Below are 24,858 nucleotides of genomic sequence, written 5' to 3'. Positions count from 1 at the left end.
GTCGCTTACTCCCGGCGCAGCTTGGGATCGATGGCGTCGCGCAGGCCATCGCCCAGCAGATTGAGCGCCAGCACGGTGATCAGCACCGCAAGGCTGGGGAACAGCGCCAGCCAGGGGGCATCCAGGATGTTCTCGAACCCCTCGCGGATCATGCCGCCCCAGGTGGCGGTCGGCGGCTTGACGCCGAGACCGATGAAGCTCAGCGACGCCTCCGTGCGGATCGCCGTGGCGAGCCAGAGCGAGGCCATCACCGCCAGTTCGGCGACCAGATTGGGCAGGATGTGTACCGCCATGATCCGCACGGGGTGGAAGCCCAGCGCCCGCCCGGCCTCGACGAAGCCCTGCTCGCGCAGGACCAGGGTAGGGGCGCGGGCAATGCGGGCGAAGGGCGCCATCTCGGTCACCGCGATGGCGACGATCAGGTTCTCCAGGCTGGCGCCCAGCACCGCCACCACCATCAGGCCGAGCAGCAGGGTGGGGAAGGACAACAGCACGTCCATCACGCCCATGATGAGCTGGTCGATCACGCCGCCCATATAGCCGGCGATGATGCCGAGCGCACCGCCGAGCGTGACCGCCGCGATGACGGAGGCGAAGCCGACCAGCAGCGAAATCCGCGCGCCGTACATCAGGCGGGACAGCACGTCGCGCCCGTAGGCGTCGGTGCCCAGCAGATGTTCGGCCGACGGAGCCTCCAGCCGGACGAGGATGTCCTGCTGAAGCGGGTCGTGGGGGGCGAGGAGGGGCGCCAGCACCGCGGCCAGCACCACCGCGGCCAGCAGGATCGCGCCGATCCAGGTCGTCTGGTTGCTGCGGAATGCCTGCGCCAGCGCGGAGGGGCGGGGCCCGGCGGAGGAGGGAGCTTCGAGCTGAGCGGTCATCAGTATTTCACCCGGGGATCGATCAGTCCGTAGACAAGGTCGGTGAGCGTGTTCGCGACGATCACGCAGGCCGCGAAGATCACCATGATCCCCTGGAGCAGTGTGTAGTCGCGCATGCTGATGGCGTTGAGGATGAGCTTGCCGAGGCCCGGCCGGCTGAAGACGATCTCGGTCAGGACCGAGTTGCCGATCAGCGTGCCGAGATAGAGCCCGACCACCGTCACCACCGGGATCAGCGCGTTGGGCAGCGCGTGGCGCCAGACAAGCGCGCGGCGCGATACCCCCTTGGCCCGCGCGGTGCGCATGAAGTCGGCGTTCAGCACGCCGAGCATGGAGGAGCGGGTGACCCGCGTGACGTAGGCGGTCATGATGAGGCCAAGGTTGAGCGCCGGCAGAACCAGCGCATGGATCCGGCCGGCCGGATCGTCCAGGGCGGCGGCGCCGATCACCGGGAACCACTGGAGCTGGATGGCGAAGGCCAGCAGCATCAGGATGCCGGAGACGAAGGCCGGAAAGGAGAGGCCGACCAGCGACAGCACCCGTGTGGCGTAGTCGGGCCACGCGTTGCGCCGCACCGCCGCCAGGATGCCGAGCGGCATCCCGAACAGCACGCCGACGAACAACGCGCTGAGCGTCAGGTCGATGGTGTAGGGCAGCACGGCGGCGACCTCGGTCACCACGCTGCGCCCGGTGGTCAGCGACGTGCCAAAATCGCCCTGGAGAACGCCGCCGAGGAAGTCAATGTACTGTGCCGACAGCGGCCGGTCGAGGCCGAGGCGATCGCGCAGGGCGGCCAGCGCTTCCGGTGTCGCCTGATCGCCCAGCACGACCTGGGCCGGGTCGCCCGGGACCACGCGGGCCAGCAGGAACACCACGGTCAGCATGGCCAGAAGGGTTGGAAGCGCCAGCAGGACGCGGCGGATAACGAAACGGATCATGCGGCCCCCTCTCCGGCCAGGGTGGCGAGTTCGCCGAGCGTGATGGGCTTCAGCGGCGGGCGGATGCGCGGATAGCCGACATCGGCGACCGGCTGGCCGGTGCTGTCCGCGATCACCTGTGCCAGCGTCGGCGCGCATTGCCGTCCCTGGCAAGGCCCCATTCCGCACCGTGTGTAGCTCTTCACCTGGTTGGGCCCGACGGCGCCGAGCGACACCGCCTGACGGATGCCGCCCACCGTCACCTCCTCGCAGCGGCAGGCGAGCACGTCGTCCGGAGGGACCAGGACGGAGCGGTTCGGACGGAACAGCGCGTCAAGGAACGGGCGGATGCGGGCATGGCGCCCGCGTTCCCGCCGGAGCGGCATGGACAGCGCGTCGCGGCTGGCCTCCCCGATGCGGCCGAGCCGATGGGCGGCGCCCAGCGCGGCGATCCGGCCGCCAACCTCCGCCACCCGCGCCCCGCCGATGCCGGCAGCGTCGCCCGCCACCGACAGCCCGTCGACGCTGCTGGCGGCCCATTCGTCGGTCTCGGGCCGGAAGGCCTGCTGCCCCTCGTCCCATCGCTGGGCGCAGCCGAGCGCCATTGCCGCATGGGCGTTGGGGATCACCCCCTCGTGCAGTAGCAGCACGCGGGCCGGTTCCTCGCGGATGCCGCGTGCGGTGCGGAAGCGCACGGCCTCCAGCCGGCCGGTGCCGCGGGCCTCGATCTCCTCCGCATGCTGGATTTCGACGCCCGACCGCAACAGCGTCCAGCGCAGCATGATGCCCTTGGCGAGGTAGGGCGCGTTTGCCAGTGCGCCGGGCAGGTGCGGCAGGGCGGCCCGCCAGCGGCCGCGCGGCGTGGTGTCGATGTAGCCGGCCAGCCGGCCGCCGAGCGACAGCAGCTGGCTGGCGTAGAGCAGCGGCAGCGGACCGCTGCCGGCGATCCACACCGGCTCTTCCGGCAGCATCCGGCTGGATTTCAGCAGCAGCTGCGCCGCGCCGACGGTCATCACGCCGGGCAGCGTCCAGCCGCGGATCGGCACCGGCCGCTCCTGCGCACCCGAGGCCAGCAGCAGGTGGCGGCCCCGAACGGATCGGGACTGGCCGTCGCGGGTGAAGTGGACAGTCCATTGCCGCGGGGGCTGCCCGGGGCCGCCCTGCGCGGCTTCCGCCTGCCAGACCTGGCAGCCGGCCTCGTAGTCGGCGCCACAGGCCCGGAACGCACCCGCCAGCGATGCGCCGCGCTGGTAGTTGGGGCCGAGGCGCGCCGCCAGCCCGTCGCGTTCGGCACGCTCGACCGAGCGGTAAATCTGGCCGCCGGGGGCCGGCTGCTCGTCGATCAAAACGGTGCGGAGGTCGAGTTCGCTCGCCTGCACGGCCGCGGCGAGACCGGCGGGACCGCCGCCGATGATGACGAGATCGTAGACATCGGTCATGACAGCAACTCCCGTCCGCCGAGCTGGCGTTCGATGCGCATTCCGTCCCGTACGATGACCTGGCAGCCCTGGCGTGACGGATCGCCGTCGACGATCATCAGGCACTCGAAGCAGACGCCCATCATGCAATAGGGCGCACGCGGCGAGCCGGACACCGTCGTGGTCCGGCTGTAGGGGAGCCCGCTGGCAAGCACTGCGGCGGCCGCGGTATCCCCGGCGGATACGGTTACGGCATGGCCGTCGACATGGACGGTCACCCGGTCGTGCCGGGGCGGGTCAGGCAGCTTGCGGAACATTGAAACGCCTATGATGGAAGGGAGCGAAGCGGTCGGGCAGGCGGCCGGGCGCCCATGCTTCCGCGAGGTCGAAGGCATGGACCGCGGCGAGCGTCACGCCGGAATGGCAGGTGGCGAGCATGGCGCCGGGAAACTGCGGGGATTCGGCATAGACCGGATTGCCGTCCGGCGTCAGGATGCGCAGTCCGGCCCAATTGCGCACCAGCCGTGCCTCGCGCAGAGCCGGTATGGTGGCGATGGCCCGCGCCGCCATGGGAGCGGCATGGGCCAGGACGGTGCCCCGATCCATACCGGCGTCCTCCTTGGTGGCACCGATCAGGACGGTTCCCTCCTCGCTCTGTCTCAGGCCGCTGGCGGCCATCGGCAGCATCGGCTGCAGCCGCTCGGTCACCAGGATTTGTCCGCGCTGCGGCTGGATCGGCACGTGAAGCCCGACCTGTTCGGCCAGCGCGCTGGCGCCATTGCCGGCGGCGATCACCAATCGGGGGGCTTCGAACCGGCCGCGCGGGGTGTCGACGGTGAAGCTGCCGCCCTTGAACCGGATGGTGCGTGCCGGGGTGGCGGCCTGCACCGTGCCGCCATTGCGCAGAAGAGCGGCATGCAGCGCCTTCAGAAGCCTGAGCGGATCGACGTGCCCGTCGATCGGGCAGAGGCCGGCGCCGGTCACCCGGTCGCCCAGCCTTACCCGGCCGAGCAGGGACTGCAGCTCCGCACGGTCGAGCATCCGGGCGTGATCCTCCGGCAGCCCGCCCTGGATGCGCAGCCGCTCCATCTGGGTGCGGCGCGCGTCGAACTCCGCATCGCCCAGGCAGTAGGTCAAGCCGCCGTTGCGGCGGTAATGCAGGTCGATGCCGGTAAGCTCGGCCAGTTCGGCGGCGAAGCCGGGCCAGCGCTCGAGGCTGTCCAGCGTCCAGCGCTGGTACCACGGCGCGCCGACACCTTTGCTCTGCGACCACACCAGTCCGAAATTGGCGCGAGCCGCCCGGGCGTCGTCGTCGGCGCCATCAAGCACCGTCACCGCGGCGCCCCGGCGGGCCAGGCCGTAGGCGATGGCGGCGCCCACCGTGCCGCCGCCAAGAACGAGTACGTCGGCGCTAGCCATGGAGCCCTCCTTGAGAGTAGTTTTCTGAAGAGGATAACGAAAGGTTATAGGGATGGCGGAGCGGTTGAACCTGCGCCAGATCGAGGCGTTCAAGGCGGTGGTGGAGGCGGGCACGGTCAACCGCGCGGCCGAGATCCTGTGCATCACCCAGCCGGCGGTCAGCAAACTGATCGCCAGCCTGGAGCGCACGGTGGGGTTCGCCCTGTTCGACCGCATTCGTGGCCGTCTGGTCACGACGACGGAGGGGATGGAACTCTACGAAGAGGTCTACCGCACCTTCCTCGGCATCGCCCGGATCGGTCAGGCGGCCGAAGCGATCCGCACGCACCGGCAGGGACATCTGGTGATCGGCGTCATGCCCGCGCTGTCCACCGGCTTCATCCAGCGCGTGCTGAAGAACTTCCTGGCCGGACGTCCAGAGGTGCGCGTGTCGATCCACGCCCGCAGTTCCCAGTTCATCGTCGACGCTTTGGCGAACCGGCAGCTCGATCTCGGGCTGATCGTCAGCCCCTCGGACCACCCGCTGTTGCGCTGCGAGAAGCTTGGCCCCCACAATGCGCTGTGCATCCTTCCGAACGGCCACAGGCTGGCCGCCGCCGAGGTGATCCGCGCCGAGGACCTGGCCGGTGAGCCGTTCATCTCCCTGGGGGAGGGCACCACCTACCGGCACCGGATGGACGAACTGTTCGCAAGCCTCGGCGTCGAGCGGCAGTTGCGCATCGAAGCGAGTTCGGCACAGACGCTCTACGGCCTGGTGGCGGAGGGGCTGGGGGTCGCGCTGATCGATCCCCTGTACCTCGACGGCCGCCATGATCGTGTGGTGACGAAGCCTTTCCATCCGGCATTTCCCCTGGAGCTTGGGTTGGGCATGCCCCTCGACGGACCCAAGACCGGCCTCGTCGCGGCGCTGGCGGCGGAGATCCACCGGGCCGCGGCGACGCCCGTGGTGGCTATTTGAGGGTGCTTGCCTCGGTGATCGGCGGCGCGAGGTTGAGGGTGCCGTCCAGCTGGTATCCGAGATCGAGCCCGGGTCGGCGGACCCAGACCTGCATCAGGTTGAACAGCGGAACCGCGCAGACCTGGGCGGCGATCTTCTCCTGGGCGGCGTGCAGGAGGGCGGTGCGTTTCGCCGGATCCGCTTCGATCCGCGCAGCATCGATGTCCGTGTCGCCGGCGTTGCAGTGCGAGAAATTCGCCACCGCCGTCGGCGTCCCGACCGTGCTGCGGGAGTGGTAGAACTCGTTCAGCCAGATGTCGGCCGACGGGAAGCGGGCGGCGCCGTAGAAGACCAGGGCGCTGACGTCCTTGCGGATCTGCGCATGGTAGGTGGCGTGATCGACGACCGACATGTCGAGCTTGATGCCGACCCGCTGCAATTGTGCCTGGATCACCTCCATGATCGGCAACTGGGCCGAGACGTTGGAGACCACCACCGGCACCGTGAATCCGTCGCGATACCCGGCCTCGGCGAGCAGCGCCTTGGCCTTGGCGAGATTGTAGGAAACGGTCCAGGATTCCTTCGCCTCGCCCAGATAGCCGGGCGGCACGACGGAGCGGCCGGGCACGGTGACGTCCTTGCCGACGAATTTGATGATCTGCGGGACGTCGATGGCATAGGCGATCGCTTGCCGCACCCGAAGATCGTCAAGCGGCTTGATGCGCGAATTGATGTGCAGCGTACGGAATTCGCCGGGCGCGAAGATGTCGACCTGCGCCTTGGGCTGCTTCTTCATCCGCTCGACCCAGATCTGTTCCCGCTTGCCGTCGATCAGATCCAGCTCTCCGGAAACGAATGCCAACTCGCGCGTGTTGTCCGAGTTGATGTACCGATAGACCACGCGGTCGATCTTCGGTGCGCCACGGAAATAGCGGGCGTTGGCTGCGAGCTCCACATGCCGTTGCGGCTGATAGTCGGTGAAGGAGAACGGGCCGGTGCCGACCGGCTTGGTCTTGAACGCCTCTCCCAGCGCCTCCACCGCCTTGCGGCTTACGATGTTGCCGCCATGATAGTTGGAGAGCAGGCCTAGCAGCTTCAGGTCCGGCTCCTTCAGCGTGATGACCACGGTCGAGCCATCGGATGCAGTAATGCTGTCGATGCCCGCATAGTCACCGGCGAAGGAGGAGCTTTTGGGGTCCGCTGCGCGCTTGAGCGAGAAGACGACGTCGTCGGCCGTCACCTCGCCCCAGTCGCCGTGAAAGCGCACGCTCTTCCTGATGTGGAAGGTCCAGACGCGGCCATCGGCCGACGTTTCCCATCGCTCGGCCAGATCGGGCTCGATGGCGTCGGGGTTGGCGCTGCCGGGCGGGAAGCGGACCAGCCCGTTGAACATCCAGCTCACCAGCCCGACGTCCTGGGAGGTCGTCGCCCGGTGCGGGTCCAGAGTGACCAGATCGCCGGCCATAGCGCCGACGCGCAGCACGCTTTGTGCCTGGGCAACCTCGGATGTCATGACCATCCCCGCCAGCAGGCCCAATGCCCAAAGCGGCCGCAACGCCTTTCCCATAATCCCACTCCCGCAGTTGTTTCGAGTGACGGTCAACACGCCAATGGCCATTTGCAAAGCCGGTGACGGTCATTCCGTCCGTCACACTATTCCGAATTGTTATACCTTCCGGTAAGGCGGCTGCCGCCTCACCCCGCCCGCATCCGACCGACCAGCGTGTCGACCTGGGAACCCAGTAGGCGCACCTCGTCCGCGACAGTGGAGGAGGCACTGAGCACCCGGTCGGCCGATGCCCCCGACTCCACTGCGGCCTGCGCCACCAGATCGATGGATTTGCGGACATGCTGGCTTCCGTCCGCGGCCTCGCCGATGTTGCGGGCGATTTCACGGGTCGCCGCACTCTGCTGCTCGACGGCGGCGGCGACGGTGGCGGCAATCTCGTTGATCGAGTGGATGGTGCCGGCGATGGAGCGGATGGCGTCCACCGCCTCCTGCGTCACCGCCTGCATCGCCTGGATCTGATCGGAGATCTCTTCCGTCGCCTTGCCGGTCTGGGTGGCGAGGTTCTTCACCTCCGATGCCACGACGGCGAAGCCCTTGCCGGCCTCACCCGCCCGCGCCGCCTCGATCGTCGCGTTGAGTGCCAGGAGGTTGGTCTGGCTGGCGATGTCATTGATCAGCCGCACCACCTGACCGATCCTGGTGGCGGTCTGCGCCAGCCCTTCCACCGTCCTGTCGGTCCGGACGGCATCCTCGGCGGCTTGGCGGGCAATGCGGCTGGAAGCGGTTACCTGGGTGCCGATTTCCTGAATGGTGGCCGACAACTCTTCCGTTGCCGCGGCGACCGCCTTGACGCTGCCCTCGGCTTGCTGCGAGGTGGCGGCGGCGGCGGCGGCGGCGGCGGCGGCGGCGGCGGCGGCTTCTTCCACGGTGGTATCGGCGTTGGCGCTCATCCGCTGGGCCACATCCTGCATCTCGCCGGCCGTCTGGTTAACCCGGTCGAGAACGGCCCGGACACCACTTTCGAAACTCTTGGCCATTTCAAGCATGGCGCGGCCACGCTCCTGGTCCGCCCGGCGGTGCTCCGCCTCCGCGCGGGCGCTGGCCTGGGATGCCCGGTCGGCTGTATCGCGAAAGACGACCAACGCATCGGCCATGTCGGCGATCTCGTCCCCACCACCGTTGGGGATCACAGTATCGAGATTGCCGCCGGCAATGTCCCGCATCGCAGTCGACAACCGGCTGATCCGCGTCACGATCATGCGGCCAACCACGATCCAGGCCAGCGCGGCCGCACCGGCAAGGCTGGCCGCCGCAACCAGGATCAGGATCATCCGGCCGCTTGCAATGGTCTCGGTGGCGCTGGCGGATGCCGCGTCGGTCTCCCGCTTCATCGCGGCGATCTGCTGATCGACGGCAGTGGCGAACTGCAACGCGATCGACCGGTTTCGGGCCAGGACGGCGGCGTTCTCGGTCGCGGCTTCCAATTCGGCCTTGCGCAAATCGAACAGGCTGTCGGGGGCTGCGCCATAGGAGGTGATCGCATTCAAACTGCTGGCGAGGGCCGCGCTGCCGCTGTCGCGGCCGGCGATCTTCATCCGTGTGGCGACCGCGGCACCGGCATCCTTGTAACGGCTTGCCAGGACATCCAGGCGGGCTTGATCCGGGGCCTGGGCCGCTTCGTTCAGAGCGCCGGTCAGAAGGTTTCCGAAGGCGGCGATCTCCAGGTAGGCACGGAACTGTTCGAGCCCGAACCCCTGCAAATCCTCCAGCGAGTCCCGCGTCTGCGTGCGGACATTGGTGGTGGAGATCCTGATCTCCGCCTTTGCCTGCATCAGGGGGGACTCCAGCATGTCCATGACCTCGCGGTGCAGGCGCTGCATGCTGGTCGCGGCGGTCGTCATCTGCGTGTCGAGGCCGGAAAATTCGCCCCCTGCCACTTCCAACATCCGAAGCCTGAGATCGAACAGGCTGCCACTCCCCTCACCATAGGCGAGCAAGGCCTTGGTGGCCTCCACCGGTTCCTTGCCCATCAGATCGCCGACCTGATCGATACTGCCGGCCAGACGGGAGGCCGCTTCCCGATAGGCCTCGCGGAGTTCGGCGATGGTATCCGGTTCCAGCGCAGCGGTGCCCCGTTCCATCGTCTCCGAGACCAGCGCAACGTCGCTGCGGATTTCGAAAAGAGCGACCAGGGAGCCGACGGTACGATTGAGCGCCGCCATGTCGCGCCCGGTCATCGCATTGAGGGTTTCGCTCTTGGTGCGCAGCGTCCTGCCGGCGCCTTCGATCAGCGGATTGAGAATGGCGAGGAAGCTGTCGTACCGCCTGCCCAACTCGACCATCATGCTTTCACGCCTGATCCGCAGATCGAGCCGTCGGGATACCGTGGTGTTTTCGGCCTCCAGAGTCGCGATCAGGTTGGCTGCCAAATCCCGGATTTCGGTGACCTTCGGGTTGCCGGGCCGCCTGACCACGAGTTCGTCCACCAGGGCGATCAATTCCTTGCCGCGCCCCATGATCTCGGCGGACATCCGTGCTCGGGCATCCTGACTGTCGGCAGCGTCCAGGGTGGGAGCGGCAGCGGCGATCGCGCCACTTTCCCCGGACAGCCGCTTGGCAAGCTCCATTTCCGGCAGGCTGGTTTCCACAATCCGACCGAGCGGCGCCTGAACCGCGGAGAAGGACATCAGCCCGACCACGCTCGCGGTGACGGTCATCCCAGCCATTCCGGCGAAAGCCAGCAACAGCTTGGCGCGCACACCCATGCGGCGATATTCTGGCTGCCGGTCAATGACGTTTGGGGTTGCATTCATCGTCTTTGGGGCCTCTTTGGTTAAAGAAGTGGCGATCGGTGCCGAAGCCCCGGCTGCTCTGGATTTCCACAAGACTGAAAATTGGCGATGCTGCAGGTCGCGCAGCGTTTATCTCGTTTTGTTTTTAAAAAACGCAGCGCGGAAATTGTGTTTAAAGCATTACGCGAATACAATGGCAAAATCAGTTATATATCTTGAGTCTGCCTTATAGCTTTACATCGTTTATGAGTATTTGTTTTGAGCGCACCTTTGAACTTCACTCAATTACAGGCGACGAACTCCATCGTTTGCGTGACTGATCACACCGTAGCGGGAATGTTGAAGTATGGTCAAAGTCATTATTTTTGATCGTGTATTCCGAATGGTTATGTGTGGACCGAACTCGATGCCTTGGGCCAAGGGTGGGTGGTGCCGCCGTATCTAACAGGACGCGGGAAAACGGGCTGATGCGGCGCCCCTATTTCCAGCGAAGCCTAAGAATGGTGTTTCAATGCCCGTTTTGGTCGGGATGGAGGGGTTTGCCTCATTCCGAGGCTCCCGGAGCCGCCGTTTAGGTAGGCCCTCCAAGGCCGGAGACGTCACCTCCAGCGCTTCATCCACAATCGCGCGGATCGGACGCAGCGGGTGGTTGGCCGGAACCCGTGCTTCACGACCTTTTCCTGTCGCAGCGCCACCTTGAAAGTGCCGAGCGCTTTGGCGAAGGTGGATGGGTCAGTGACGGTGGTCACCGATTCCACCAGGCCGAAGGTGTTTGGTAAAGGCGAGTGGCACCTGGGGAGGCACGGCGGCCACGCGCACCGGAGGTGGCGCATGCTGCACTTGGCCGTCGATCCGGACAGTGGCGAGATCCTTGCCTCGGACCTGACGAACAATGAGGGGAGGAACGCCTCGCTGGTCGGCCCGTTGCTCAATCGGATCGCGCGTCCGATCGGCTTGGTGCCGGCCAACGGCACAGACGACGGCGTGTCGGTTTACCGCGCTGTCGCCGCCCATAGCCGGGCCGCAGAGGTGATCATTCCTCCACGCCCGAGCGCGGTGCCGAGCGCCGCGGATGGCAGCGGGCGGCCCAGTATGGCCGCCGCTCCTTGGGTGAGGTGGCGATGATGCGCTACAAGCAACCGGTCGGTCGGAACGTCCGGGCTCGTAGTCTGTCCATGCAAAAGTGGTCAGGTCCCGATCAATCTTTGCCAACGTCCAATACGGCCTGCGCGAAGGCGTTCGGCGCCTCTTGCGGCAGATTGTGACCGATGCCGCCGGTGATCAGCCGATGCTCGTAGCGGCCGGTGAATTTCGCCCGATACATCTCCGGTTCCGGGTGCGGAGCGCCGTTGGCGTCGCCTTCCATGGTGATGGTGGGAACCTTGATGGTCGGGAAGGCCGCCAGCGACCGTTCGAGCGCGTCATATTGCGCCTCCCCCTCCGCAAGGCCGAGCCGCCACCGGTAGTTGTGGATGCTGATGTCGGTATGGTCCGGATTGTCGAGGGAGATCGCGGAGCGTTCGAATGTGGCGTCGTCAAAGGCCCAGTTTGGGGAGGCGAGCTGCCAGATGAGCTTCGCGAAGTCGTGCGTATACTTTGCGTAGCCGGCGCGGCCGCGGTCGGTGGTGAAGTAATACTGATACCACCATTGCAGCTCCGCCTTCGGAGGCAGCGGCGCCCGGTTGAGCTCCTGGCTGCCGATCAGATAGCCGCTGACCGACACCATGGCCTTGCAGCGTTCCGGCCAGAGTGCGGCCATGACGTTCGCTGTCCTGGCGCCCCAGTCATAGCCGGCGAGAATTGCGGTCTGGATCTTCAGTGCATCCATCAGGGCGATCATGTCGGCGGCAATCGCCGCTTGCTGGCCGTTGCGCGGCGTCGCGGCGGACAGGAAGCGCGTCGTGCCGTAGCCGCGCAGATGAGGAACGATGACGCGGTAACCGGCCCCCGCCAGGATTGGGGCCACCTCCACATAGCTGTGGATGTCATAGGGCCAGCCGTGCAGGAGGAGGACCACCGGCCCGTCGGCAGGGCCATCCTCGGCGTAGCCGATGTTGAGTGGTCCGGCATCGATCTGCTTCAGCGATTTGAAGCTGGTGGGCGAGAGAGAGCCCGCCGCCGGCCGGGCCGCAGGGGGTTCCGCCGCCTGCGCCCGTCCCGTTCCCAGCCCAAGGCCGGCGGCCGCCGCTGCGAGGGTCGCCGTGCCGATGAAGCGCCGCCGCCCGTGGTCGACCAGGGCCGTGCCGGCGGTATCCGTCTCCAGTTCCAGTGCCATCTATCTCTTCCGACATGTGTTCATCCGTGGCCGCAACATGAGATGCCGATGTATCCCCCGCATGTCCGGCCATCGGACATTGTGAAAGCGTCTGTACCTGCGGACCCAACCGATACAGTGGGATACAAAATCCTGATGAAGGTAGCCGTCCCACTCCTGTCCGGAATCAGCGATACCGGCGGAGGCTATGGGCTCCCGCCGCCCTTTGGGTCGAGGCTCAGCCGTCGTTCGATGCCGATGTTGGCCATGGAGGTCTCGTCATGGCTGACCAGCAGGATGGCGCCGTCGTAGGATCTCAGTCCCGCCTCCATGGCTTCGACCGCTTCGATATCCAGGTGGTTGGTCGGCTCGTCCAGGATCAGCAGCGCCGGTGGCCGCGGTCCGCCCAGCACACAGGCGAGGCCGGCGCGCAGCATCTGTCCGCCGCTCAGCGTTGCCACCTGTTGCAGGGCGGCGTCCGCCCGGAACAGGAAGCGGGCAAGTGCAGCCCGGCAGGCATTGTCGGTTGCGCCAGGATTGAGGCGCCGGAAATTGTCGAGGATCGACATGGTGGGATCGAGGATGCCGACACTCTGGTCGAGCATGGCGAAGCCGACGGCGACCGACACCGTGCCCCGGATCGGGGCGAGCCCGCCGGCGATCAGCGTCAGCAGCGTCGTCTTGCCCGACCCGTTGGGCCCGACGATGGCGACCCGCTCCGGCCCCTCCATGGTGAAGGAGAGATCGCGGATGACCGGATGGTCCGGGTCGTGGCCGGCGGTGACGTCGTCCAACCGCAGGACGATCCTGTTGGCCGGAAGCCCGGTGGGTGGCAGCGCCACCGAGAAGTCGTGCAGGATCTCAATGCGGGACCGCGCCGACGTGAGTGCCATTTCGGCCTCCGCGCGCTGGCGGTCGACCAGCTTGGCGCCGGACCCCCGGCTGGCTTCGGCATTGCTCTTGCGCGCGCCCAGCAGGATGCGGGGCATGTCGCCTTGCGCCGCCTTCCGTGACCCGGCCGCATCGCGCCGGTCCTGCCGTTCCGCAGCGAGTTGCGCCTTGCGCCGGACCTCCGCCGCCTGCTTTTCGGCGTGGGCCAAATCCTGCTGCGCCGCGTCCAATTCCGTCGCCTTGCGTTCGCGATAGCGTGTCCAATTGCCGCCATAGCGGGTGGCACCCAGCGAGGTCAGCTCGACGATGGCGTCCATCCGGTCGAGAAGTTCGCGGTCGTGGCTGACCACGATGGCTCCGGCCCGCCAGCCGGCGAGGAGGGCGATCACCGCCTCGCGGCCGGAGCGGTCGAGGTTGTTGGTGGGCTCGTCGAGCAGCAGGAAATCCGGTGCGGCGAAAACCGCTGCGGCAAGGCTGGCGCGTGTCCGCTGGCCGCCGGAGAGTTCCGCCAGCCGGGTATCGGGACCGGCATCGAGCCCAACGCGGGCCAGGGCGGCGGCGACGCGCTCCGCCAGCGTCCAATCGGCGTCCGCCAGTTCCTCCGCGCTTGCTATCCCGGCCTCGGCGCGGTGCAGAAGGGTGAGCGCCTCGGTCACGCCGAACAGGTCCGCCACCGTTTCCCGCTCGGTGGGCCGGACCGTCTGTCTCAGCAGGCCGAGCGTGCCGGTGACCCGGACGCTGCCGGCGAGCGGCTGAAGCTCTCCAGTGATGAGTTTCAGCAGGGTCGATTTGCCGATGCCGTTCCGTCCGACGAGGCCGGTGCGCTCTTGCCCGAAATTCAGGTCGACACCGGTCAGGACGCTGTGACCGTCGGGCGTCGCCCAACCGATCCGGAACAGGGAGATGGAGACCATGCGTCGCCCCTTGGTGATTTCAGGATATCGGCACGCAACCGTGCTGATATCAGACGATGATAGAAAACGCAACGGACCTGTGCTGTTTTGTCGGCGGATGGAGAGCGGAAGGGACGTGAACATGGACACCGGCGGACGCAAGCCAGGAGGAAGGCCGACCAGAGAACAGGCTGCGGCCATCGATGCGCGCATCTTGGACGGCGCCAGGGCCGTCTTCTGCCGCAAGGGCGTCGTCAATAGCGGATTGGAAGAGATTGCAACCGAACTCGGTGTGTCCAAGCACACGCTTTACCGCCGTTACTCCAATAAAGCCGCCCTTCTCGAAGCCGTGGTCGGGCGGGATGTCGGGCGGTTCCGCGAAGCTCTGCTGTCCGCCGCTGGCGAGGGTGGGGTGGGAGCGCTCGGCGCGTTGCGCCGTGCCGCGTTCCGCTATGTCGAGATCGGGTCGTCACGCGACTATGCCGCCTTCTATCTCTCCGTCAGCGCCGAGGCTGCGGTCTCGCCGGTTCTTCGGGAGCGGCTGGCCTCCTGGTCGCGCGATTCGCTGGAGCCGCTGGTCGGGTTCGTTTCCACCGCGCAAGAGGCGGGCGAATTGCGGCCGGGCGATCCGGCTTCGGCCTGTGGGATCCTGATCGACCTGCTGGAGGGCGTCAACAACCGGATCCGGCTTGGTGACGATGGACTTGGCGACGATGGGACGGCGGGCGGACCGTCACTCTTGCGTCTGTTCGAAGAGCGCTGGGCGGTCTTCACCGCTGCCTTCGGAAGCGGCTGACTCCCCCGTCAGCCGAGCGTCACCTCGGCACAGAGGCCGCCCACCGGCCGGTTCCGCAGCGTCAGCGACCCGCCGATTGCCAGCGTCAGCTGGTGGGCGATGGCCAGTCCCAGACCGGTTCCTCCGGAATCGCGGTTGCGCGACTGTTCCAGCCGGTAGAAGGGCTGGAGGACGGCGGTGAGCTGATGCTCCGGAATGCCGGGGCCGGTGTCGCGGACCGCGATGCCGATCCGGCCGGCGCCGTCCCGGGTCACCGTGATCTCGACCTCTCCGGCGAATTTCAGGGCGTTGTCGATCAGGTTGGTCAGGATGCGGCGCAGCGCGTGCGGCCGGGTGGTCAGGACCGCACCGGAGAGGCCGCGGACGGTCACCGGCTTGCCCATGTCCTGATAGTCGAAGGCGAGGCTTTCGACGAAAGACCCGACATCGATGCGGGCCGGGGGCTCGACATCGCCATGGGCGCTGCGCGCATAGGCCACCCCTTCGCGCACCAGCCGTTCGATTTGCGACAGATCGCCGAGCAGCCGCTCCTTCTCCGGACTGTCCTCCGCCATCTCGACCCGCAGCGCCATGCGGGTGATCGGCGTCTGGAGGTCGTGGGAGATGGCGGCGAGGATCCGCACGCGCTCCTCCAGATAATGGGCGATCCTGTCCCGCATGGCGTTGAAGGCGGTCGCGGCATGGGCGACCTCGCTCGGGCCGTCCTCCGCCAGCCGTGCCGACGTGCCGCCGGGATCGAGCGTCTCGGCAGCCTTGGCGAAGCGCGCCAGCGGGCGGATCGCCTGCCGCACGGCAAGCCAGGTGCAGAGGACCAGCAGCAGGAGTTGGCCGGCCAGCAGAAGGGGGAGCCAGGCGGCGAGCGGCATGAGCGCTGGCGTGACGTCGATCGTCACCAGGGAACCGTCGCGAAGCGTGACATGGGCCTGGAGATGCGGGCGGTCGCCGGGAATGGTCTCGACGACCACCGGGAAAGCGGGGCCGGCACCGCCGTTGATGGCGCGGGCGATCTCCGCACCGCGGCTGCCCAGGTCCGGCACGCCCGGCAGGCCGGGGCCAAGCTGGTAACGGTAGGTGCGCCGCTCCAGCACCGCCAGCCAGCGGCCCCGCTCCTCCGGTGGAAGGCGGTCGAGCAGAGCGACGGAGGTCGCCACATCCTGTTCCAGCGTGCCGAGCATCATCGCCTTGGCGGCACTGGTGCGCTCCAGGAAAAGCGCGCCGAAGGAGAGGCCATGCGCGAGGACTAGCCCGGTCAGGAGGATGAGGAACAGCTGCCAGCGCAGGGTGCGCGGTGAATGCAGGAAGTGCTGGAGCCGACGGATCGCACCCTTCATGGCCTCGCCCCTCATGGCCGTGTTCTCATGATCTCCACCGGCATCGCCAGCACATAGCCTTCGTTGCGGACCGTCTTGATGTGGCTGGGCTCGCGCGCGTCGTCGCGCAGCCGCTGCCGGAGCCGGCTGACCAGCAGGTCGATGGACCGCTCGAACAGGTCCGCCTCGCGCCCCTGCGTCAGGTTGAGGAGCTGGTCGCGTGACAGGACCCGTTGCGGGTGGTCGAGGAAGACACGCAGCAGCCGGTATTCGGCGCCGCTCAGCGCAATGGCCGTGCCGTCCTGGTCAAGCAGATGCCGGGCGACGGTGTCGAGCCGCCAGTTGCCGAAGCTCAGCAGTTGTCCGGCCTCGCTGATCTGCAGGTTGGGCGGCAGCATACGCGCCCGGCGCAGGATCGCCTTGATGCGGGCCAGCAATTCGCGCGCGGCGAACGGCTTCGCCAGATAATCGTCGGCCCCCATCTCCAGGCCGAGGATGCGGTCCATCTCGTCGTTGCGCGCGGTCAGCATCAGGATCGGTGTCGTGGCATGCCGGCCGGCGCGAAGCTCCCGGCACAGAACCAGCCCGTCATCGCCCGGCATCATGATGTCGAGCACGATGATGTCCACCCGGTCGCGCTCCAGGAATGACCGCATCTGCCGGCCGTCGGCGGCGAGAGTCACGCGCAGTCCGTTCCTCTTCAGATAGCCGGACACCAGTTCCCTGATGTCCCGGTCGTCGTCGACGATCAGGACGTGGTCGATGTGATCCATTCGGTCGAACCCCGCTGCTGTTCGGCGGTCTTATGACGGGTGGAGCGCTGCCCGCATCCGGCGGTTTGTGTCGGTCTGTATCCGTCCCGTCGGCCGATACATGCCGGTACAAAAAACCCCCCGCCGCAAGCCGGCATCCGCATCGTTCCGTCTGGACAGCCTGCCTTCGGCGGATGTACTTATCAAGATAATCATTACGACGCAAACCACATGACGAGACACATCCATGCTCCAGTGCAAAGTTCCGGCCGCCTTGTTCGGTCTGGCCCTGTCGCTGGCCGCCCCATGGTCGCCGGCCGCCGCCGCTCCGGTGAAGTCCGTGGTCATCGTGCATGGCGCCTTCGCCGACGGTTCGGGCTGGCGCAAGGTCTCCGACATCCTGACCGGCAAGGGCTATGCCGTGTCGATCGTTCAGCAGCCGCTGACCTCGCTCGCCGACGATGTCGCGGCCACCCGCCGCGTCCTCTCGCTTCAGACCGGCCCGGCCGTCCTGGTCGGCCACAGCTATGGCGGGATGGTGATCAGCGAGGCCGGGAACGACGGCCATGTCGCCGCACTGGTCTATGTCGCCGCCTTCGAGCCCGAAAAGGGCGAGAGCCTCGCCAAACTGGCCGAAAGCAAGCCGTTGGCCGGTGCCGTGCCGGATGCCGTCAAGGCCACCGACGACGGCTATCTTTATCTCGACCCGCCGGCCTTTGCCGCTGCCTTCGCCGCCGACCTTCCGCCGGCAGACGCGGCCTTCCTTGCCCGCTCCCAGGTGTTCGCGGCGAAGAGCGCCTTTACGACGCCGGCCGGCGACCCGGCATGGAAATCGAGGCCGAGCTGGGCGCTGGTGGCGACCGCCGACCGCTCGATCAACCCTGAGCTGGGACTGGAAATGGCCCGCCGGGCCGGCAGCCATGTCCGGTCGGTCGAGGCCAGCCATGCCGTCTACGCCGCCAAGCCAGAGGCCGTCGCCGCCCTGATCGTCGAGGCGGCCGAGGCGGTCTCCAAGTGATCTTCCCATGATTTGCGGGGCGGGCGCGAAGCCGCACCCACCCCTCGAAAGGGTTCAGTCATGATCCTCTTTCTTGTCTCCTTCCTGGCGGGCGCCCTGACCATCGCCAGCCCGTGCATCCTGCCGGTCGTGCCCTTCGTCTTTTCCTGGGCGGGGCAGCCGCTGCTCCGCGGCATCCTGCCGATGCTGTTCGGCATGTTGGCCAGCTTCGCTGCGGTCGCCACGCTGTCCGCCGTCGGCGGAGGTTGGGCGGTGGAGGCGAATGGCGCCGGGCGGGCCGCCGCCATCGCGCTGATGGCGCTGTTCGGTTGGACGCTCCTGTCGCCCCGCGCCGCGGCGGTGCTCAGCCGTCCGCTGGTCGCCGCCGGCAACCGGCTGTCCGATCGTGCCGGTGTCGCCGGATCGCTCCTGCTGGGTGTCGCCACCGGCCTGCTCTGGACGCCGTGCGCCGGGCCAATCCTCGGGCTGGTCCTCACCGGTGCGGCGCTTCACGGCGCCAGCCTGCAAACCACGCTGCTGCTGGCGGCCTATGCGGCGGGTGCCGCGACTTCCTTGGCGCTCGCCGTCCTTGCCGGCGGCCGGCTGCTGGCGGCGATGAAGCGGTCGCTCGGCATCGGGGAGCGGCTCCGCCAGGGACTGGGCATCGCCGTTCTTGCCGGTGTCAGCGTCATCGCCCTGGGGCTCGACACCGGGTTGCTGGCCCGCCTGTCCTATGCTGGCACAGCGGGAGTCGAGCAATTGCTAATCGACAGGTTTGCCCCTGCCCCTGCGTCTTCCGGAACGTCGGGTGAGCTGGAGACGTCCGGGACGGGCCTCGTGCTTGCCGATGCCAGGCGGGTCTACCGCAGCAGCCTGCCGGTCGAGGGCATTCTCCCCTCCCTGGACGGTGCGACGGACTGGCTGAACTCAAAGCCGCTGACCACGGAGGAGCTGCTCGGAAAGGTTGTGCTGATCGATTTCTGGACCTACTCATGCATCAACTGCATCCGCACGCTGCCGTACTTGCGGGCATGGGCGGAGAAGTACCGGGACCAGGGGGTGGTGGTGGTCGGTGTCCATGCCCCGGAGTTCGCCTTCGAAAAGCGGATCGGTAACGTGCAGAAGGCGTTGCGGGATTTCGCCATCACCTACCCGGTGGCGGTCGACAACGACTTCCGCATCTGGCGGGCGTTCGGCAACAGCTATTGGCCGGCCTTCTATATCGCCGACGCCACGGGCCGGATTCGTCATCACCAGTTCGGCGAGGGCGGGTACGAGCAGACCGAACGGGTCATCCAGGTTTTGCTGGCGGAGGCAGCCGGAGGCCGGGCCGCCGGGGGTCGGGTCAGTGACGGCGGGCTGGTCAACCCGGCGGGGCAGGGCGCCCAGGCGCCCGCCGACCTCGGTGAAGTCCGCTCCGGCGAAACCTACGTCGGCTATCGGCAGGCTGCGAACTTCGCCTCGCCGGAGCGGGACGGCATCGATCGGCCGCAGGACTACACGGTCGGTGCGCTGCGGCTCAACCGCTGGGGGCTTTCGGGCAACTGGACGGTCGGGCCGGAGCAGGCGCGGCTGAACTGGGCGGGCGGGGCGATCGTCTACCGCTTCCGGGCCCGCGACCTGCACCTTATCCTCGGTCCGACCCGGGACGGCCGGCCGGTCCGCTTCCAGGTCATGATCGACGGCATGGCGCCCGGGCCGGATCACGGAACGGACACGGACGCCGAGGGCTACGGTACCGTTTCGGAAACCAGGCTCTACCAACTGGTGCGGCAGGCGGGCGCGGTGCGGGAGCGGACGTTCGAGGTGCGCTTTCTCGATCCCGGAGTCGACGCCTACGCCTTCACCTTCGGTTGAGGAGAAGCCCGCATGGCCCCGGACCTCCGCATCCGATCTGTTTTACTTGCTGGCCTCCCGGAGGTTATCGCGTAGCCGGGCGACCGCTCTCTGGAGGGCGCGGAACTCGTCGGGCGGAAGTCCGGAAGCCTTCACCGTCAACTCGCCGAAGCCCAGGCCCTTCTCGCGAAGCTGACGGCCCGCCTCGGTCAGGGAGACGCGGACGCTGCGTTCGTCCTCGTCGTCGCGGGCTCGCGTGACATAGCCCATCGCCTCCAGCCGCTGCAGCATCGGCGTCATGGTGCTGGGTTCCAGGAACAGCTTCTCGCTGAGGCTCTTGACGGTCTGTCGATCCTCCTCCCACAGGGCGATGATGGTGATGTACTGGGGATAGGTGACGCCGAACTGCTCCAGCACCGGCTTGTAGACCCGCGAATAGGCGAGGTTGGCCGAATAGATCGTGAAGCACATGAAATCCGCTAGTCTGGCGGTTTGCGACCTTCCCGCCGGCTCAGCGGCCGGCATATCGGAGGTGGGGGCGGTGGGTGTGCTGGCGGTCTTGCGGCTCATGTCGTCACCGGAAAATTGGTTGTTCTGATCGCCATCGCCGCACTCGCCGGATTTGGCAGGGCACCAATGTGATTACGATCATAATGATTATCACACATCCATTGTAGGAGACAGCACCATGCGTGTCCTTCTTGCGGCGGTGGCAGCCATTGGGCTCGCTGCCGCGCCCTACGTCTGGGATGACGATCCCCTCGAGGCGCCCTCCATCCTGGCGCTGTTCTCGCGACCACGGCCCCTGCTTTCCTCTGTCGCACCCTTTCCGCACCGGCCTGCCGACGCGTCAGCAGCTGTGACCACCCTCCTCCCCCCAAACCGTGAGGACGAAGAAATGAAGCTGTTTGAAGACCGATTGGCTCCGCTGTTGTCCATGTGCGGATCGTGCCGACGCGGGCGGACGGGGGTTTAGGATCCTAGGGTCCGGACTCATAAAGAGCCTTTTCGTCAGGGAGCCGTTGTGATTCAACGCCCTGGAAAGGGGCTTTGCGATGAGCGACGGTCAGTTCTGGTTGACTGTGGAGCAATTTGGGCGGCTTGAGCCGCACCTTCCTCGCGACACCCGAGGCAAGCCGCGCGTGGACGATCACCGTGTGATCAGCGGAATCGTCCATGTGCTGAAGTCGGGCGGGCGCTGGGCGGATGCTCCACCGGTCTACGGTCCGCGCAAGACGCTCTACAACCGCTTCGTCCGCTGGGCGGCGAAGGGCGTGTGGGAGGACATCTTCCATGCCTTGGCCGCGGCGGGTGGCCCACCGGCCCAGGTAATGATCGACTCCACGGCCGTGCGCGCCCATCGATCGGCAAGCGGCGGCAAAGGGGGGAGCGCGCCCAGGCCATCGGACGGTCCCGTGGCGGACGAACCACCAAAATCCATGCCTTGAGCGATCCGCGTGGGCGGCCGCTCGCCTTCCTGCTGACCGGCGGTCAGGTTGCCGACTGCACCGCCGCCGACCGTCTGCTCGACCGGATGCCTGCCACCGACCTCCTGCACGGCGACAAGGGATACGACAGCGCCGCTGTTCGCCGGAAGATCGAAGAGGCCGGGGCCGCGCCCAACATCCCGCCACGCGCCAACAAGCGCTGGAAAAACTGCTTCTCACCCTACCTCTAACGGAACCGCAACGTCATCGAGCGTATGTTCGGACGCCTCAAGGACTTCCGGCGCATCGCCACCCGCTATGACCGCTCCGCTACCAACTTCATGGCGGCCGTCCACATCGCCGCAACCGTCGCCTACTGGTTATGAGTCTGGACCCTAACGTTCATCGGCACCATCCCGTAGGTGCGAGGGGCTGTCGGAGAACGGATTTTCCCGGAAAACGGTGGGCCTCAGCCTTCTCGTCCCCATCTGGTTCGGATGGTACGCCTTGAGTTGACGGATGCACAATGGCAGCGGCTGGAGCCGCTGCTTCCTCCCGAAAAGCCACGTATTGGACGCCCAAATCACTCTCACCGCCCGGTCCTCAACGGCATCCTCTGGATCAATCGGACCGGCGCGCCCTGGAAGGATCTTCCGGAGTGCTACGGCCCGGTGGGTACGGTGTCGAGCCGGTTTTATCGCTAGCGTAAGGCTGGGATCTGGCAGCGGATCTTGGAAGTCTTGCAGGCGCGTAACGACCGTCAAGGGCGGGTGGACTGGTCGCTGCACTTCATCGACAGCACCGTTGTCCGCGCTCATCAGCACGCCGCTGGTGCCCGGAAAGCCGGAAGGCAACGTGACGGCGAGGCGCTCGGCCGCTCCCGTGGCGGGCTTTCGACCAAGATCCATGTCCGTGCCGAGGGGCTCGGTAAGCCGGTCACCTTCAAGCTGACCGGCGGTGAGGTGCATGACAGCATGGCCTTCACCGCACTTTTGGGCACTGGCTGGATCCGGCGGCTCGGTCGAGGACGGCCACGCCTGAAACCGGATCGGCTGGCTGCCGACAAAGCCTACAGCAGCGGCGTCATCCGCCGAGCCCTGCGCCGTCGCGGCATCCAGCCTGTGATCCCGACCAAGAGCAACGAGCGCCCGGATCCCACCTTCGACCGCGCGGCGTATCGCGAGCGCAACCGGGTCGAGCGCCTGATCGGCTGGTTGAAGCAGTTCCGCCGGATCGCCACTCGGTACGAGAAGCGCGCCGCCAACTACCTCGCCATGATCACCGTCGCCGCCATTCTTCTATGGCTCTGACCTTTGCAGAAGCGCCCTAGGCAGCTTTCGTCTGCTCGCGGATTGCCTTCCACTCCCAGGGCAGGAGTTCGGGTTCCGTTGCAAAGTTTGCGGGCGGGCGGAGATCGGGTAAAACCCCGGCCCCTTTCAGCGGCTGGGGTGAGACAGTGATGCGCAGCGGGAAGAGCCCGTTCAAGGGTCGGCAGTTCACGGCTGAGGTGATCCTGTGGGCGGTGCGCTGGTACCTGCAATTTCCGATCAGCTACCGTGACCTCGAACGCATGCTGGCCGACCGCGGCGTGACGGTCGATCACACCACGCTCTACCGCTGGACCCAGGCTTACGCGCCTGAACTGGACAAGCGCCTGCGCCTACACCTGCGGCGGACCACCGGCTCCTGGCGGGTAGACGAGACCTACGTGAAGGTCAAGGGGTGCTGGATGTATCCGTACCGCGCCGTCGATGCGCGCGGGCAGTCCATCGACTTCCTGCTCAGCGTCAAGCGCGATGCCGCGGCCGCCCAACGCTTCTTCCGCAAGGCGCTGAAGCAGGCGCACACGGTGAACCCGCGCACCCTCACGGTGGACAAGAACGCTGCCTACCCGAGTGCGACCAAGACGATGAAGAAGAACGGCGATCTGTGGCGCTTCACCAAGCTGCGCCAGGTCAAGTACCTCAATAATATTGTTGAACAGGATCACCGACGGATCAAACGGCTGGTCCGGCCGGGGCTTGGGTTCCAGAGCTTCCACACCGCGCGCCGGACGCTCGCCGGCTACGAGATCCTGGCGATGGTCCGCAAGGGGCAGGTTGCCGCCATGCCCGTCAACGACATGCCCGCTCAGGCGACCTTCATCGCCCACCTGTTCGGAGCGGCCGCCTAACGGTGTCGATACCGCGGCTCACCGCAGCCACCGTCAAACTTTGCAACGGAACCGGCGATATAGCCGCCAGTGGTCCATGCCGCGAACGCATCGACGGAGCGGGCGCTCTCCTCGGCATGGCTCGATCCGGAGGCCTCTGGGTGCAACTCCAAGGATTCTAGACGGAGCATCCGCAAGGCCTCGGCATCCGCCGGCCCGAGTTGTCTGACCAAAGCCATCCGTCATGGTCCCTTTCGCGACGCCGGTTCTCAGCGGCTGATTTTAGGCCGCGCCGCCGGCGCCGGATAGTGGGCGCCAGGCGCAGGGCTTCGACATCGACGTGCTGGCGGCCGCGGTGGAGATCGAGGAGCCGGCCGGGCTGGTGCTGGCCAGCTGATCGCCGCCGGCATGCCGGCGATATGGCCAACTGCCCCTTTCGCGACAGCGTTCCGACCGCCCGGTTACAGCGCCTGATCGAGGATCGCCCTTGCTGGTGCGTATGCCTCGGCGACCCGCTCCGGATGCATCCGAATGCCGGTTCGGAAGCGTCATCCCCAACGCTTTGCCATCCAAACGCGGTCCTGCCCCGGAGGCCGGTCGCGCAGGCGGCCGATTTCGACATACCCGTGCTTCTCGTAGAAGCCGATTGCCTGAAAGGTCGAGGTTGTCAGTTGTGCGCCGATAGCTCCTTTGCCTCGGGCCATGCCCTCGGCTTGCGCGAGAATGCGGCTTCCATGGCCCTGTCCACGGAATGCGGTTTCGATCCAAAAATTGTCGATCTGAAGCCAGCACAATGTCAGCATGCCGCGGATGCCCCCGCGCAGTTGGCCCGCGTCGTCCTTCAGCATGACCGTCAGCGGCACACGCGGCCAGTCGCCCGCTTTCTCGACCAGATGTGCAAGCAGGCCGGCCGTTATGTCGTCCGCTCCAGGTGGAGCAACCGCTTCATGAACTTCTATGCGCACGTCCCCTCCTTTTCGCGACACTCTGATCCGCCTGGATCAGAGTGTCCGCTTTGCTACCCCCTTACGGACAACAGTTCAATTTATGCCGATCGAACGAATGATCTGTGCGGGATTTCCCCCAACGAGTGAATTCGGTGGAACATCTTTGGTGACCACCGAACCCGCTGCAACAACCGAGTTTTCGCCCACAGTCACCCCACCGATGACCGTTGCGCCCGCAGCGATCCAGACATTTCTCTCAATTACGATTGGCTTTGCGATCACAGAGGCGCGTCTTCGGGACGGTTCGATTGGATGGCCTGACGTGATGATGTTTACGTTCGGTCCAATCAGCACATCGTCAGCAATGTCGATCCCGCCAAGGTCGTACATGGTACAATTCTGATTTATGAAGACATTTCGCCCAATACGGATGTTTTCGCCGCCGGTGGCGTAAAATGGTGGGATCAGCGAAAAGCTGTCGTCCACAGTGCTGCCGATAAGCTCACTGAACACTGCGCGAATTTCATTCGCGTCATCAAACGTCAGGCGGTTGAGAACTGAGGTGATCGCCATGGCGCGTTTAACGCTAGCTACCATGGCTGCCGATTCCGGTGTGCCTCTGGAAATTATCTTGGCGCGATCATCGCACGGCATCTCTTCAGTTCCCCCTTTCCCGACACCCCTCACGGGAGAATTCTACCTTGCGCGTCGTCGGATGCGCGAAAAATA

At 66.5% G+C, this 24,858-nt stretch carries 19 protein-coding genes and 3 pseudogenes; 8 read left to right on the top strand and 14 right to left on the bottom strand.

The genetic code is table 11. The features are described from left to right. Positions 1-5 precede the first annotated feature (5 nt). The 5 genes from TSO352_RS30375 to TSO352_RS30355 are packed head-to-tail and all read right to left on the bottom strand — an operon-like array spanning position 6 to position 4,635. Entirely contained in the window at positions 6-881 is an 876-nt protein-coding gene (locus TSO352_RS30375; RefSeq protein WP_109111023.1) for an ABC transporter permease, read from the bottom strand. Continuing rightward, a complete protein-coding gene (locus TSO352_RS30370) occupies positions 881-1,819 on the bottom strand; it encodes an ABC transporter permease (RefSeq protein WP_109111022.1) in 939 nt (312 codons plus the stop codon). Before TSO352_RS30370 ends, TSO352_RS30375 begins: the two co-directional genes overlap by 1 nt. Beyond that, positions 1,816-3,237, bottom strand: coding sequence for an NAD(P)/FAD-dependent oxidoreductase (locus tag TSO352_RS30365; RefSeq protein ID WP_109111021.1), 1,422 nt, complete (start codon positions 3,235-3,237; stop codon positions 1,816-1,818). Before TSO352_RS30365 ends, TSO352_RS30370 begins: the two co-directional genes overlap by 4 nt. After that, entirely contained in the window at positions 3,234-3,533 is a 300-nt protein-coding gene (locus tag TSO352_RS30360; RefSeq protein WP_109111020.1) for a (2Fe-2S)-binding protein, read from the bottom strand. The genes TSO352_RS30365 and TSO352_RS30360 overlap by 4 nt, the downstream gene beginning before the upstream one ends. Further along, entirely contained in the window at positions 3,514-4,635 is a 1,122-nt protein-coding gene (locus TSO352_RS30355; RefSeq protein WP_109111019.1) for an FAD-dependent oxidoreductase, read from the bottom strand. Before TSO352_RS30355 ends, TSO352_RS30360 begins: the two co-directional genes overlap by 20 nt. Before the next feature lie 52 nt (positions 4,636-4,687). On the opposite strand from TSO352_RS30355, the gene TSO352_RS30350 reads away from it, so the two are divergent. Then, entirely contained in the window at positions 4,688-5,593 is a 906-nt protein-coding gene (locus TSO352_RS30350; RefSeq protein ID WP_109111018.1) for a LysR substrate-binding domain-containing protein, read from the top strand. Here TSO352_RS30350 and TSO352_RS30345 read toward each other — a convergent pair. Continuing rightward, positions 5,586-7,139 (bottom strand): ABC transporter substrate-binding protein, encoded by a 1,554-nt coding sequence (locus tag TSO352_RS30345; RefSeq protein ID WP_199231788.1) that lies wholly within the window; start codon positions 7,137-7,139, stop codon positions 5,586-5,588. The genes TSO352_RS30350 and TSO352_RS30345 overlap by 8 nt on opposite strands. 128 nt (positions 7,140-7,267) lie before the next feature. Beyond that, positions 7,268-9,847 carry a HAMP domain-containing methyl-accepting chemotaxis protein gene (locus tag TSO352_RS30340; RefSeq protein ID WP_247872548.1) on the bottom strand — a complete coding sequence of 860 codons (2,580 nt, stop codon included), beginning with the start codon at positions 9,845-9,847 and terminating at the stop codon, positions 7,268-7,270. 669 nt (positions 9,848-10,516) lie between these two features. Between TSO352_RS30340 and TSO352_RS34175 the strand changes: the two are divergent. Continuing rightward, positions 10,517-11,058 (top strand): annotated as a pseudogene (locus tag TSO352_RS34175) (transposase); the annotation flags it as partial. 14 nt (positions 11,059-11,072) lie between these two features. On the opposite strand, the gene TSO352_RS30325 reads toward TSO352_RS34175, so the two are convergent. Together TSO352_RS30325 and TSO352_RS30320 are read right to left on the bottom strand one after the other, a co-directional pair. Next, positions 11,073-12,149 carry an alpha/beta hydrolase gene (locus TSO352_RS30325; protein WP_109111015.1) on the bottom strand — a complete coding sequence of 359 codons (1,077 nt, stop codon included), beginning with the start codon at positions 12,147-12,149 and terminating at the stop codon, positions 11,073-11,075. A 185-nt stretch (positions 12,150-12,334) separates the two neighbouring features. Beyond that, complete coding sequence (locus TSO352_RS30320; protein WP_109111014.1) at positions 12,335-13,933, bottom strand: ABC-F family ATP-binding cassette domain-containing protein; 1,599 nt, start codon at positions 13,931-13,933, stop codon at positions 12,335-12,337. 121 nt (positions 13,934-14,054) lie between these two features. On the opposite strand from TSO352_RS30320, the gene TSO352_RS30315 reads away from it, so the two are divergent. Further along, on the top strand, positions 14,055-14,708 hold the full coding sequence (locus TSO352_RS30315) for a TetR/AcrR family transcriptional regulator (protein ID WP_109111445.1): 654 nt from the start codon (positions 14,055-14,057) through the stop codon (positions 14,706-14,708). An 8-nt stretch (positions 14,709-14,716) separates the two neighbouring features. On the opposite strand, the gene TSO352_RS30310 is transcribed toward TSO352_RS30315, so the two are convergent. Together TSO352_RS30310 and TSO352_RS30305 are read right to left on the bottom strand one after the other, a co-directional pair. Beyond that, on the bottom strand, positions 14,717-16,039 hold the full coding sequence (locus tag TSO352_RS30310; RefSeq protein WP_109111444.1) for a HAMP domain-containing sensor histidine kinase: 1,323 nt from the start codon (positions 16,037-16,039) through the stop codon (positions 14,717-14,719). Between the two features lie 11 nt (positions 16,040-16,050). After that, positions 16,051-16,791 (bottom strand): response regulator, encoded by a 741-nt coding sequence (locus TSO352_RS30305; RefSeq protein ID WP_109111013.1) that lies wholly within the window; start codon positions 16,789-16,791, stop codon positions 16,051-16,053. 226 nt (positions 16,792-17,017) lie between these two features. On the opposite strand from TSO352_RS30305, the gene TSO352_RS30300 reads away from it, so the two are divergent. Both TSO352_RS30300 and TSO352_RS30295 read left to right on the top strand, forming a co-directional pair. After that, on the top strand, positions 17,018-17,788 hold the full coding sequence (locus TSO352_RS30300; RefSeq protein ID WP_109111012.1) for an alpha/beta hydrolase: 771 nt from the start codon (positions 17,018-17,020) through the stop codon (positions 17,786-17,788). Positions 17,789-17,848: 60 nt separating this feature from the next. Further along, positions 17,849-19,624 carry a cytochrome c biogenesis protein DipZ gene (locus TSO352_RS30295; protein WP_109111011.1) on the top strand — a complete coding sequence of 592 codons (1,776 nt, stop codon included), beginning with the start codon at positions 17,849-17,851 and terminating at the stop codon, positions 19,622-19,624. A 42-nt stretch (positions 19,625-19,666) separates the two neighbouring features. Here the strand turns inward: TSO352_RS30295 and TSO352_RS30290 are convergent, their stop codons facing one another. Next, positions 19,667-20,074, bottom strand: coding sequence for a MarR family transcriptional regulator (locus tag TSO352_RS30290; protein WP_247872547.1), 408 nt, complete (start codon positions 20,072-20,074; stop codon positions 19,667-19,669). 584 nt (positions 20,075-20,658) lie between these two features. On the opposite strand from TSO352_RS30290, the pseudogene TSO352_RS30285 reads away from it, so the two are divergent. The 3 genes and pseudogenes from TSO352_RS30285 to TSO352_RS30275 all read left to right on the top strand — a co-directional run bounded on the left by TSO352_RS30285 (position 20,659) and on the right by TSO352_RS30275 (position 23,203). Then, positions 20,659-21,416, top strand: a pseudogene (locus TSO352_RS30285) (IS5-like element ISAzba5 family transposase). Positions 21,417-21,527: 111 nt separating this feature from the next. Beyond that, positions 21,528-22,340, top strand: a pseudogene (locus tag TSO352_RS30280) (IS5 family transposase). A 149-nt stretch (positions 22,341-22,489) separates the two neighbouring features. After that, positions 22,490-23,203 carry an IS6 family transposase gene (locus TSO352_RS30275; RefSeq protein ID WP_109111009.1) on the top strand — a complete coding sequence of 238 codons (714 nt, stop codon included), beginning with the start codon at positions 22,490-22,492 and terminating at the stop codon, positions 23,201-23,203. 527 nt (positions 23,204-23,730) lie between these two features. Here TSO352_RS30275 and TSO352_RS30270 read toward each other — a convergent pair. Both TSO352_RS30270 and TSO352_RS30265 read right to left on the bottom strand, forming a co-directional pair. Beyond that, on the bottom strand, positions 23,731-24,147 hold the full coding sequence (locus tag TSO352_RS30270) for a GNAT family N-acetyltransferase (RefSeq protein WP_146210818.1): 417 nt from the start codon (positions 24,145-24,147) through the stop codon (positions 23,731-23,733). 75 nt (positions 24,148-24,222) lie between these two features. Continuing rightward, entirely contained in the window at positions 24,223-24,783 is a 561-nt protein-coding gene (locus TSO352_RS30265) for a sugar O-acetyltransferase (RefSeq protein WP_109111007.1), read from the bottom strand. Positions 24,784-24,858 lie beyond the last annotated feature (75 nt).

The sequence above is a fragment of the Azospirillum sp. TSO35-2 genome (genome assembly GCF_003116095.1).
Taxonomy (GTDB): Bacteria; Pseudomonadota; Alphaproteobacteria; order Azospirillales; family Azospirillaceae; genus Azospirillum.
The sequence above is the reverse complement of the archived record's forward strand: the minus strand, read 5'-3'. Positions and strand labels throughout refer to the sequence as shown.

Coding starts and splice junctions, on each gene's coding strand:
- TSO352_RS30375 (WP_109111023.1), bottom strand. CDS start 881: ATGACCGCTCAGCTCGAAGCTCCCTCCTCCGCCGGGCCCCGCCCCTCC.
- TSO352_RS30370 (WP_109111022.1), bottom strand. CDS start 1,819: ATGATCCGTTTCGTTATCCGCCGCGTCCTGCTGGCGCTTCCAACCCTT.
- TSO352_RS30365 (WP_109111021.1), bottom strand. CDS start 3,237: ATGACCGATGTCTACGATCTCGTCATCATCGGCGGCGGTCCCGCCGGT.
- TSO352_RS30360 (WP_109111020.1), bottom strand. CDS start 3,533: ATGTTCCGCAAGCTGCCTGACCCGCCCCGGCACGACCGGGTGACCGTC.
- TSO352_RS30355 (WP_109111019.1), bottom strand. CDS start 4,635: ATGGCTAGCGCCGACGTACTCGTTCTTGGCGGCGGCACGGTGGGCGCC.
- TSO352_RS30350 (WP_109111018.1), top strand. CDS start 4,688: ATGGCGGAGCGGTTGAACCTGCGCCAGATCGAGGCGTTCAAGGCGGTG.
- TSO352_RS30345 (WP_199231788.1), bottom strand. CDS start 7,139: ATGGGAAAGGCGTTGCGGCCGCTTTGGGCATTGGGCCTGCTGGCGGGG.
- TSO352_RS30340 (WP_247872548.1), bottom strand. CDS start 9,847: ATGGGTGTGCGCGCCAAGCTGTTGCTGGCTTTCGCCGGAATGGCTGGG.
- TSO352_RS30325 (WP_109111015.1), bottom strand. CDS start 12,149: ATGGCACTGGAACTGGAGACGGATACCGCCGGCACGGCCCTGGTCGAC.
- TSO352_RS30320 (WP_109111014.1), bottom strand. CDS start 13,933: ATGGTCTCCATCTCCCTGTTCCGGATCGGTTGGGCGACGCCCGACGGT.
- TSO352_RS30315 (WP_109111445.1), top strand. CDS start 14,055: ATGGACACCGGCGGACGCAAGCCAGGAGGAAGGCCGACCAGAGAACAG.
- TSO352_RS30310 (WP_109111444.1), bottom strand. CDS start 16,039: ATGAAGGGTGCGATCCGTCGGCTCCAGCACTTCCTGCATTCACCGCGC.
- TSO352_RS30305 (WP_109111013.1), bottom strand. CDS start 16,791: ATGGATCACATCGACCACGTCCTGATCGTCGACGACGACCGGGACATC.
- TSO352_RS30300 (WP_109111012.1), top strand. CDS start 17,018: ATGCTCCAGTGCAAAGTTCCGGCCGCCTTGTTCGGTCTGGCCCTGTCG.
- TSO352_RS30295 (WP_109111011.1), top strand. CDS start 17,849: ATGATCCTCTTTCTTGTCTCCTTCCTGGCGGGCGCCCTGACCATCGCC.
- TSO352_RS30290 (WP_247872547.1), bottom strand. CDS start 20,074: ATGTGCTTCACGATCTATTCGGCCAACCTCGCCTATTCGCGGGTCTAC.
- TSO352_RS30275 (WP_109111009.1), top strand. CDS start 22,490: ATGCGCAGCGGGAAGAGCCCGTTCAAGGGTCGGCAGTTCACGGCTGAG.
- TSO352_RS30265 (WP_109111007.1), bottom strand. CDS start 24,783: ATGCCGTGCGATGATCGCGCCAAGATAATTTCCAGAGGCACACCGGAA.